Here is a 9,149-nt window from a genome sequence, read left to right as displayed (position 1 = left end):
CCCCTGTGGAAGCAGACCCACCCGGACCGCTCGCCCGACGCCGAACTCGCCGACGGGCAGGTGCTCTCGGTCGCGGGCGTCGAGCTGACCGTGCTGCACACCCCCGGCCACGCCCCCGGCGCGGTCTGTCTCCATGTACCGGCCCTGGGGGCGCTCTTCAGCGGTGACACCCTCTTCGCCGGCGGCCCCGGCGCCACGGGGCGGTCGTACTCCCATTTCCCGACCATCGTGGAGTCCATCCGGGAGCGGCTGCTGACGCTGCCCGGCGACACGGTCGTCCACACCGGACACGGGGAGACGACCACCCTCGGCGCCGAGGCGCCCCACCTCCAGGAGTGGATCGACCGCGGTTTCTGACCGCCGTCCCCTCCGCCTCGCCCACGCCCGCCGTTCCGTCCGGCCCCCGCCGGACGGAACGGCGGGCTGCCGCTTTTCCTGTCTCGTATCGCGCGCGATGTTGCGGATGAAGCAACCTCGCGTTACGGGTTGTCGCGGCGTCGGAACTCCTTGACAAGCATTCTGGGCGACCTCAGACTGATGTTGCGCTTACCGCAATCCGTTTCGCTATACGCACCGAGGTGTCATGATGATTCCCGCGTGCCGTCTCGCGGATCTCCCGCGAGGCGAGGCCTTCCGGCTCGACATCGACCCGCCCGTCTCGGTGTTCCACACCGACGACGGCGAGGTCTTCGCCATCGACGACACCTGCACCCACCAGGACGCCTCGCTCGCCGACGGCTGGCTGGAGGGCTGCGAGGTCGAATGCCCGCTGCACGCCTCGAAGTTCGACCTGCGCACCGGTGCCGTCGACGCGCCCCCGGCCAAGCTGCCGGTCCGCACGCACGAGGTCGTCGTCGAGGACGGCATGATCTATGTGCGGGTGTCGACCGACGCCCCCAACCTGCCGCCGTGCATCGCCTCCCGGCTCGCCGGAGGTCCCGCGTGAGGACCGTCGCCGTGGTGGGCGCGTCGCTGGCGGGTCTGTCGGCGGCGCGCTCGCTGCGCCGGCAGGGCTACGACGGACGGCTCGTCGTCATCGGCGACGAGACCCACCGCCCGTACGACAGGCCGCCGCTGTCCAAGGAGTTCCTGGCCGGCACCCTCGGCGAGGCGGACCTGGGGCTGGAGGCCGAGGGCGAGGACCTGGGCGCCGAGTGGCTGCTCGGCACCCGCGCCACCGGGCTCGACCGCGCGTCCCGTGCCCTGCGGCTGGCCGACGGGCGGGAGGTGCGCGCCGACGGCGTCGTCATCGCCACCGGCGCCGCCGCCCGCACCCTGCCGGGCTCCGCGGGCCTGGCCGGCGTGCACACCCTGCGCACCCTCGACGACGCCCGCGCGCTGCGGGCCGAACTGGCCCGCGGTGGACGCCTGGTGGTGATCGGCGGCGGATTCGTCGGCGCCGAGGTCGCCTCCACCGCGTACACCCTCGGCCTGGACGTCACGGTCGTCGAGGCGGCCCCGACTCCCCTCGCCGGGCCTCTCGGCGAGACCATGGGCGCCGTCGTCTCGGGCCTCCACGCCGACCACGGCGTACGGCTGCTGTGCGGCGTCGGCGTCAAGGGCCTCGGCGGCGAGAAGCACGTGGACGCCGTGCTGTTGGAGGACGGCCGCAGCGTGCCGGCCGACATCGTCGTCGTCGGCGTGGGCGCCCGCCCGTGCGTCGAGTGGCTGGAGGGCTCCGGCGTCGCGCTCGACAACGGCGTGAAGTGCGGCGCCGACGGGCGCACCAGCCTCGCCGGCGTGGTCGCGGTCGGCGACTGCGCCAACTGGTACGACCCGCGCGCGGGCGCCCACCGCCGCGTCGAGCACTGGACCGGCGCGCGAGAACGCCCCGACGCCGCCGTGACCGCGCTGCTGGCGGGCGGCGCCGTGGAACCGGGCGTACCCAGGCCGCCGTACTTCTGGTCCGACCAGTACGGCGTGAAGATCCAGTTCGCCGGTCACGCGGCCGGCACCGACAGTGTGACCGTCGAGGCGGGCGCCGTGGACGACCGCGACGTCCTCGCCGTGTACCGGCGCGCCGGAGAACCGGTCGCCGTGCTCGGGATGAACCAGCCCCGGCTGTTCATGCGGTGGCGCAAGCAGCTCGCCGCCACGTCTTGACACCGTCGCCGCGGCATCACATGCTGCGGTTCCAGCGGTTGCGTACAGCACGCGCAGTTGCGTAATGGACAACATTAGCGCGTATCGCCCCAACGCCGTCCGGAGTCGCTCTTCCCGGCGCGTGAATGACCCCTCCACGACGTTCCCCGAGGAGTGCACCGTGACCTCGACCAGCCTGCCGGACAGCCTGATCGCCACCCTGCCCGGCTCCTCCTACACGGACCCGGCGGTCTTCGCCCAGGAGCAGGAGCGCATATTCGAGACGATGTGGTTCTGCGTGGCGCGCGCCTCCGAACTGGCCGCGCCCGGCGCCTTCCGCACCGTCGACGTGGGCCGCGAGTCCATCCTTCTCACCCGTGCCCGCGACCGCTCGATCCGCGCCTACTTCAACGTCTGCCGGCACCGCGGCGCCAAGCTGTGCACCGAGGAGTCCGGCCAGGTCAAGCGCGCCTTCCAATGCCCTTACCACGCCTGGACCTACGGCCTGGACGGCAAGCTCGTCGCCGCCCCCAACCTCACCAAGATGCCCGACGTCGGCCGGACCGAGTACGGCCTCGCGAGCGTCGCCGTACGCGAATGGCTCGGCTATGTCTGGGTCTGCCTCGCGGAGAACCCGCCCTCCTTCGAGGAGGACGTCATCGGGGCGGTCGTCGAGCGGCTGGGCGACGTGGAGTCGATCGAGCACTACGACATCGACAACCTCTCCGTCGGCAGGCGCATCACCTACGACGTGAAGGCCAACTGGAAGCTCATCATCGAGAACTTCATGGAGTGCTACCACTGCGCCACCATCCACCCCGAACTCACCGAGGTGCTCCCGGAGTTCGCGGACGGCTACGCCGCGCAGTACTACGTCGGCCACGGCGCCGAGTTCGGCGAGGAGGTCCGGGGCTTCACCGTCGACGGCGGCGAGGGCCTCGACCGCATCCCGGGCGTCGGCGACGAACAGGACCGCCGCTACTACGCGATCACCGTCAAGCCGCAGGTGTTCATCAACCTCGTCCCCGACCACGTGATCTTCCACCGCATGTACCCGGTGTCGGTCGACCGCACGATCGTCGAGTGCGACTGGCTGTATCTCCCGCACGTCGTCGACAGCGGCAAGGACGTCACCCGGTCCGTGGAACTCTTCCACCGCGTCAACCAGCAGGACTTCGACGCGTGCGAGCGCACGCAGCCCGGCATGAGCTCACGGATGTACGCCAAGGGTGGCGTGCTGGTTCCCAGCGAGCACCACATCGGCGCCTTCCACGACTGGGTGAACGAACGGCTCAGCGGCGGGCTTCCTCAGCCCAGGTAGCCCATGCGGTGGCTGATCTCCTCCGCGCCCTTGATCAGCACCGGGGCCAGCTCGCGCATGCGCTCCTCGGTGAAGCGGTACGAGGGCCCGGAGGCGGTGACCGCGGCGATGACCTCGCCGTCCCGGTCGAGGACCGGGGCGGCCATGGCGTGCAGCCCGATCTCCAACTCCTCCATGGTCCAGGCGTATCCGGCCTCCCGTGCCTCGGCGAGGTGCTTCTCCAGCTTGGCCTTGGAGGTGATGGTGTGCGGGGTGACCTTCTTCAGGCCCGCCTCGGCCAGCAGCGCGGCGCGCTCCTTGGCGGGCAGGTACGCCAGCAGGACCTTGCCGCTCGACGTGGCGTGCAACGGGGTGAGCTGGCCTACCCAGTTGTGCGCGGTGACCGCCGCCGGCCCGCGCACCTGGTACAGGTTGATGGCGTAATGCTCCTGCAACACCGCGATGTTGACGGTCTCCCCGATCTCCTCGGCGAGACGCTCGCACACCGGGCGGCCCTGCTGGGTGATGTCGATGCGCCCGGTGACCGCGCCGGCCAGCCGCACGATGCCGAAGCCGAGCCGGTACTTCCCCCGCTCACCCGCCTGCTCCACCAGACCGCGCGCCTCCAGGGCGCCGAGCAGGCGGAACGCGGTCGACTTGTGAACATCGATCTCGGCGGCCACTTCACTGACGCCGGCCTCGCCGCGTTGGGCCAGGATCTCCAGGACGCTGATGGCACGGTCGACCGACTGCACTCCGCCGGCCTGCGAATTTGACGTTTCGGTGTCTGTGCTGTGGTTGCTCACAGCGAAACTATACGCGTAGTACGGCACAAAGAGTTACCTGTCGGTACCTTCGGCGCCGACGTGTTCGGCCGGCCGGTGAGGGGTGCGTCCTCAGTCCCGGACGCGCAGCAGCAGCTTGCCCGTGGAGGTGCGCCCGCCCATCAGCCGGTGCGCCTCGGCCGCCTCCGACAGCGGGAACTCCGCGGTGACCGGGAGGCTGACGGTGCCATCGGTCACCGTGCGGAAGGCCCGCTCGGCGAGGGAACGCAGCGCCTCGGGGGCCGACTGCGTCAGCCCCAGGATGGAGAAGCCGGCCACGGAACGGCCGTAGGGGTACAGCTCGGGCTGTCCGACCTGCCACGGCTCGGCCCCGCTCGCGTTGCCGAAGGACACCAGGCGTCCGAAGACGGCGAGCGCGTCCAGCCCCCGGCGCAAAGTGTCGCCGCCCACCGGGTCGAGCAGCAGGTCGACCCCCCGGCCACCGGTGGCGCGGCGGACGTCCTCGGCGAAGGTGTCGGCGAGGAACACCTCGTCATAGCCGTGCTCGAGGGCGTGGGCGGCCTTGTCCGGCGAGGAGACCACGCCGTAGACGGCGCCGGCGCCGGCCGCCCGTGCGAGCTGCCCGGCCGCCGTGCCGACGCCGCCGGCCGCACCGTGCACCAGCACGCTCTCCCCGGCGCGCAGCCGCCCCACCTCGTGGAGCAGGGCGTGCGCCGTCGGCAGGACGGTGGGCAGCGTCGCCGCGGTCCGCGCGTCCAGGCCCTCGGGCAGCGGGAAGACGGAGGCGGCCTCGGCGAGCACGACCTCCGCGTACGCGCCGCTGTCGGTCAGGGCGACGACGTCCTGGCCGGACCGCAGTCCTTCGACGCCCTCACCGACGGCCCGGACCCGTCCGGAGACCTCCAGGCCCGGACGGAAGGGCAGCGACCGCACGCGGTAGCCCTCCGTGCGTGCCTTGAGGTCCGCGAAGTTCACGCCGACGTACGCGGCGTCGATGGTCACCTGCCCGGCCCGCGGCTCGGGGACGCCGGCCTCGACGACCTTCAGCACCTCGGGGCCGCCGTACTCCTGGAACTCCACCGCGCGCATGGGCCGTACCGCCTCTCGGGAAAGTGTTCAAAGTGTTCAACGGAAAGCGAACACTGGGACTGTAAGATACGGATCGAACACTCGGCAAGCGGCGGCGCGCGCCTCGGGACGAACCCGCACGGCGCGCGGGACAGGGCAGAGGGGCATGGCGAAGCAGGCGGTCGGCGGCGGTCACCGGGCGGCACCGGTGCACACGGATCCCGCGGACGTGTCCGTACTGACCGCGCTGTCCGCGCTCGCCGACCCCGTGCGGCTGCAGCTCGTCCGCGAGCTCGCGGGCTCCGCGGAGTGGACGCGGAGCTGCGGCGGCTTCGACGTGCCCGTCGGCAAGGCGGCGCTCAGCCACCACTTCTCCGTCCTGCGCGGCGCCGGCCTGGTCGAACAGCGCGACGAGGGACCCCGGCGGGTCAACCGGCTGCGCCGCGAGGAGTTCGACGCCCGCTTCCCCGGCCTGCTCGACCTGGTGCTGCGCGCCGACGGGGACTGACCCGGCCGCCGTCCCCGGTTCGGCGTAGTACCCGGGTACCACGCCCCGACCGCGGATCGGCCCGCGGTACCACCGAAACGGACGTCTCGATTCCTAGCGTGGGTGGTGCGGCGTCCGACGGGCGCCGCGGACCGAGGGAGAGCACGCGGATGATCGAGGCACAGCAACTGACCAAGCGGTACGGCGAGAAGACGGCCGTCGACCATCTGGACTTCGTCGTCAGGCCGGGCACCGTGACCGGTTTCCTGGGACCCAACGGCGCCGGCAAGTCCACCACCATGCGCATGATCGTCGGGCTGGACGCCCCGACCGCCGGGTCCGTGACGGTCGACGGCCGCCCCTACGCCCGCCACCGCGCACCGCTGCAGGAGGTGGGGGCGCTGCTGGAGGCCAAGTCGATCCACCCCGGGCGCTCTGCCTACCAGCACCTCAGGGCGCTGGCGCTGACCCACGGCATCCCCCGCCGCCGCGTCGACGAGGTCATCGACCTCGCCGGTCTGGGCAGCGTGGCCCGCAAGCGGGCAGGCGCCTTCTCCCTCGGCATGGGACAGCGGCTCGGCATCGCCGCCGCACTGCTCGGCGACCCGCGGACCGTGATGCTGGACGAACCGGTCAACGGCCTGGACCCCGAGGGCGTGCTGTGGATCCGCACCCTGCTGACCAGCCTCGCCGAGGAGGGCCGTACCGTCTTCGTCTCCTCCCACCTCATGAGCGAAATGGCCCTGGTCGCCGACCACCTGATCGTCGTCGGCCGGGGGCGGCTGCTCGCCGACACCACCGTCGCGGACCTGGTCCGCCGCGCCGGCGGCGACACCGTCACGGTGCGGACCCAGGACCCGGCACGGCTGCGCGAGGCGCTGGCCGGACCCGGTGTCGACATCACCGGGCAGGTCGGCTCCGAGGAACTCCAGGTCACCGGGCTCACCGCCCGCGAGATCGGCCTCGCGGCCGCGGACCACGGCATCGCCCTGTTCGAACTCACCCCCCGCACGGTGTCGCTGGAGCAGGCCTTCATGGACCTGACCAGGGACGCGGTGGAGTACCACGCCACCACGACCGCCGACCGGACCCCCGGGAGGGCGGCATGAGCACCCTCACCGCCGGTACCGAGACACCGCGCAACGCCGGCCCCGCACGCCCCGCCTACCGGGTCAGCACCCGGGGAGTGCTGCGCTCGGAGTGGGCCAAACTGTGGTCGCTGCGTTCGACCTGGATCACCCTGGCGCTCGGACTGCTCTTCCTGGTCGCGTTCGGGCTCATCGCCGCCACCCGCTACAGGTCGGGCTACGCCTCCGGCACCCTGGACCGGGACTTCGCCAGCTCGACCGGCCTCGAACTGTCCCTGTTCGGCACGAACTTCGCCCAGCTGGCCCTGGGCGTCCTCGGCGTCCTGATCACCGCCGGCGAGTACTCCACCGGCATGATCCGCTCGACGCTGGCCGCCGTGCCGCGCCGCCTGCCCGTGCTGTGGGCCAAGGCGGCCCTGTACGGCACGGTCGTCCTCGTCGTGGGCACCGCCGGCGCGTTCGCCGCCTTCCAGATCGGCAGCGGCATCCTCTCCGGCACGCCGGCCGCCATGAGCCTCACGCACGCCGGTGTCCTGCGCGGCCTGTTCGGCGCCGGGCTCTACCTCGGCCTGGTCGGCGTCATCGGCGCGGCCCTCGGCATGCTGCTGCGCTCGGTCGCCGGCGGGATCTCCGTCCTGGTCGCCGCTCTGATGCTGATCCCCGGCCTGGTCACCCTGCTGCCCAGCTCCTGGCAGGGCGACATCGGCCCCTACCTGCCCGGCAACGCGGGCCAGGCGATGTACGCCCTCACCCACGACGCCACCACCCTCTCGCCCGGCGCCGGACTGGGCGTCTTCCTCGGCTGGACGGCCCTCGCCCTGGCCGGCGCGGCGTACCGGCTGGTGCGCACCGACGTCTGACCCCCTGCACCATGGACGGGTGACATCCGTGACCTTCGACGACGCCGCCGGACTGGGGCCGCTGCTCGCCCGCCTCGCACGGGCCGGCCAGCGCCTGCGGCAGGCCGACCGCGCCCGCCCCTGGGTGCTGGACACCGCGGTCGTGGTCCTGGTCCTCGCGCTGTTCTGCGTGCCGGACCTGCTGCACGCCACGGGCGCGGTCTCCGGCGGCGACGGACCCCACCGGCTGCGCCTCGCCCTCACCGACCTGCCGTGGCCGGCTGTGCTGGCGCTGCAGGCCGGGTTGGTCCTGCCCCTGCTGTGGCGGCGCCGACGGCCGCTGGCGACGTTCGGCGTCATCACGGCCGTCTTCCTGCTCCAGTGGTCCCTGGACGCCGGGCTGCGCGCGGACATCGCCCTGTTCATCGCCCTGTACAGCCTGGCGCTGCACGGGCGGCTGCGGCAGCTGCCGTGGGCGTGCGCGGTGGTCGCGGCCGCCATGACCGTCGTCGCGCTGCGCGTGGCCCACGCGGTGTCCGTCTGGGACGCCCTGTTCTTCCTGCTGAGCACCGCGACCGCGGCCCTCGCGCTCGGCCTGACGGTGCGCATCCGCCGGGCCCAGCTCGCCGGGCTGCGCGAGCGGGCCGACCGGCTGGAGATCGAGCGCGACCAGCGCGGCAGACTCGCGGTCGCCACCGAACGGGCCCGGGTGGCCCGCGAGATGCACGACATCGTCGGCCACAACCTGTCCGTCATCATCACCCTCGCCGACGCCGGCGGCTACGCCACCGATCTCGCCCCCGAGCGCGGCAAGGAGGCCCTGCGGCTCATCGGCGACACCGGCCGGCAGGCGCTGGGCGAACTGCGGCGCGTCCTCGGCGTGCTCCGCGAGAGCGCGGACGCGTCCCCCGCCGCGCCCGCGCTCAGCCCGCAACCCGGCCTCGCGGACATCGACGCCCTGTGCGCCGGTGTGCGCGCCGCGGGCCTGGAGGTCGTCTACCGGACCGCCGGAGACGTCGACGCGCTCGACGGCGGCGTGCAGCTGACGGTGTACCGGATCGTCCAGGAAGCCCTCACCAACACCCTGAAGCACGCGGGCCCCGACACCCGGGTGCACCTGGCCGTCCTCGTCGAGGACACCTCCCTGACCGTCCGCGTCCGCGACAGCGGGCCCGCCCTGCTGCCCGGACCGCCCGGTGAGGAAGGACACGGGCTGGTGGGCCTGCGCGAACGGGCGGCACTCTACGGCGGAAGCGTCAGCGCCGGCCCCGCGCCCGGCGGCGGCTGGAGCGTGCGGGCCACGCTCGACCTCACCCCGCAGGGGGGCGCCCGGTGACCACCGTGCTCATCGTCGACGACCAGCACCTGCAGCGCTACGGCTTCCGCATCCTGCTGGAATCCGTCCCGGAGACCGACGTGGTAGGGGAGGCCGCGCACGGCGCCGAGGCCGTCCGCAAGGCCGCCGAACTGCGCCCCGACGTGGTGCTGATGGACGTGCGG

At 72.7% G+C, this 9,149-nt stretch carries 11 protein-coding genes; 9 read left to right on the top strand and 2 right to left on the bottom strand.

From position 1 onward, the window contains the following. The 4 genes from M8J74_RS24315 to M8J74_RS24300 form a co-directional block, all read left to right on the top strand. Nucleotides 1-357: MBL fold metallo-hydrolase (locus M8J74_RS24315; protein ID WP_249838483.1), on the top strand; the 357-nt coding region annotated here is incomplete at its 5' end. Nucleotides 358-583: 226 nt separating this feature from the next. Next, entirely contained in the window at nucleotides 584-946 is a 363-nt protein-coding gene (locus M8J74_RS24310) for a bifunctional 3-phenylpropionate/cinnamic acid dioxygenase ferredoxin subunit (protein ID WP_058926936.1), read from the top strand. After that, nucleotides 943-2,103, top strand: a complete 1,161-nt coding sequence (locus M8J74_RS24305; protein ID WP_249838482.1) for an NAD(P)/FAD-dependent oxidoreductase — start codon at nucleotides 943-945, stop codon at nucleotides 2,101-2,103. The genes M8J74_RS24310 and M8J74_RS24305 overlap by 4 nt, the downstream gene beginning before the upstream one ends. 160 nt (nucleotides 2,104-2,263) lie before the next feature. Then, complete coding sequence (locus M8J74_RS24300; RefSeq protein ID WP_249838481.1) at nucleotides 2,264-3,403, top strand: aromatic ring-hydroxylating oxygenase subunit alpha; 1,140 nt, start codon at nucleotides 2,264-2,266, stop codon at nucleotides 3,401-3,403. Here M8J74_RS24300 and M8J74_RS24295 read toward each other — a convergent pair. Beyond that, nucleotides 3,391-4,137 carry an IclR family transcriptional regulator gene (locus M8J74_RS24295; protein ID WP_058926939.1) on the bottom strand — a complete coding sequence of 249 codons (747 nt, stop codon included), beginning with the start codon at nucleotides 4,135-4,137 and terminating at the stop codon, nucleotides 3,391-3,393. The genes M8J74_RS24300 and M8J74_RS24295 overlap by 13 nt on opposite strands. A 141-nt stretch (nucleotides 4,138-4,278) precedes the next feature. Next, nucleotides 4,279-5,256 carry a quinone oxidoreductase family protein gene (locus M8J74_RS24290; RefSeq protein WP_249838480.1) on the bottom strand — a complete coding sequence of 326 codons (978 nt, stop codon included), beginning with the start codon at nucleotides 5,254-5,256 and terminating at the stop codon, nucleotides 4,279-4,281. 145 nt (nucleotides 5,257-5,401) lie between these two features. Here M8J74_RS24290 and M8J74_RS24285 point away from each other — a divergent pair, with 145 nt between their 5' ends. The 5 genes from M8J74_RS24285 to M8J74_RS24265 form a co-directional block, all read left to right on the top strand. Continuing rightward, nucleotides 5,402-5,743, top strand: a complete 342-nt coding sequence (locus tag M8J74_RS24285; RefSeq protein ID WP_249838479.1) for an ArsR/SmtB family transcription factor — start codon at nucleotides 5,402-5,404, stop codon at nucleotides 5,741-5,743. Between the two features lie 149 nt (nucleotides 5,744-5,892). Then, on the top strand, nucleotides 5,893-6,831 hold the full coding sequence (locus M8J74_RS24280; protein WP_249838478.1) for an ABC transporter ATP-binding protein: 939 nt from the start codon (nucleotides 5,893-5,895) through the stop codon (nucleotides 6,829-6,831). Further along, nucleotides 6,828-7,670 carry an ABC transporter permease gene (locus M8J74_RS24275; RefSeq protein ID WP_249838477.1) on the top strand — a complete coding sequence of 281 codons (843 nt, stop codon included), beginning with the start codon at nucleotides 6,828-6,830 and terminating at the stop codon, nucleotides 7,668-7,670. The genes M8J74_RS24280 and M8J74_RS24275 overlap by 4 nt, the downstream gene beginning before the upstream one ends. Nucleotides 7,671-7,689: 19 nt before the next feature. Beyond that, nucleotides 7,690-8,985: a sensor histidine kinase gene (locus M8J74_RS24270; protein ID WP_249838476.1), complete on the top strand. Its 1,296-nt coding sequence runs from the start codon at nucleotides 7,690-7,692 to the stop codon at nucleotides 8,983-8,985. Continuing rightward, a partial coding sequence (locus M8J74_RS24265; RefSeq protein WP_249838484.1) for a response regulator occupies nucleotides 8,982-9,149 on the top strand: 168 nt, incomplete at its 3' end. The genes M8J74_RS24270 and M8J74_RS24265, both read left to right, overlap by 4 nt.

The organism is Streptomyces panaciradicis, assembly GCF_023516615.1.
Classification (GTDB): Bacteria; Actinomycetota; Actinomycetes; order Streptomycetales; family Streptomycetaceae; genus Streptomyces; species Streptomyces panaciradicis.
Note: the sequence above shows the minus strand (reverse complement) of the source record. Positions and strands in the feature narration are given on the sequence as shown.

Coding starts and splice junctions, on each gene's coding strand:
- M8J74_RS24280 (WP_249838478.1), top strand. CDS start 5,893: ATGATCGAGGCACAGCAACTGACCAAGCGGTACGGCGAGAAGACGGCC.
- M8J74_RS24290 (WP_249838480.1), bottom strand. CDS start 5,256: ATGCGCGCGGTGGAGTTCCAGGAGTACGGCGGCCCCGAGGTGCTGAAG.
- M8J74_RS24310 (WP_058926936.1), top strand. CDS start 584: ATGATGATTCCCGCGTGCCGTCTCGCGGATCTCCCGCGAGGCGAGGCC.
- M8J74_RS24285 (WP_249838479.1), top strand. CDS start 5,402: ATGGCGAAGCAGGCGGTCGGCGGCGGTCACCGGGCGGCACCGGTGCAC.
- M8J74_RS24275 (WP_249838477.1), top strand. CDS start 6,828: ATGAGCACCCTCACCGCCGGTACCGAGACACCGCGCAACGCCGGCCCC.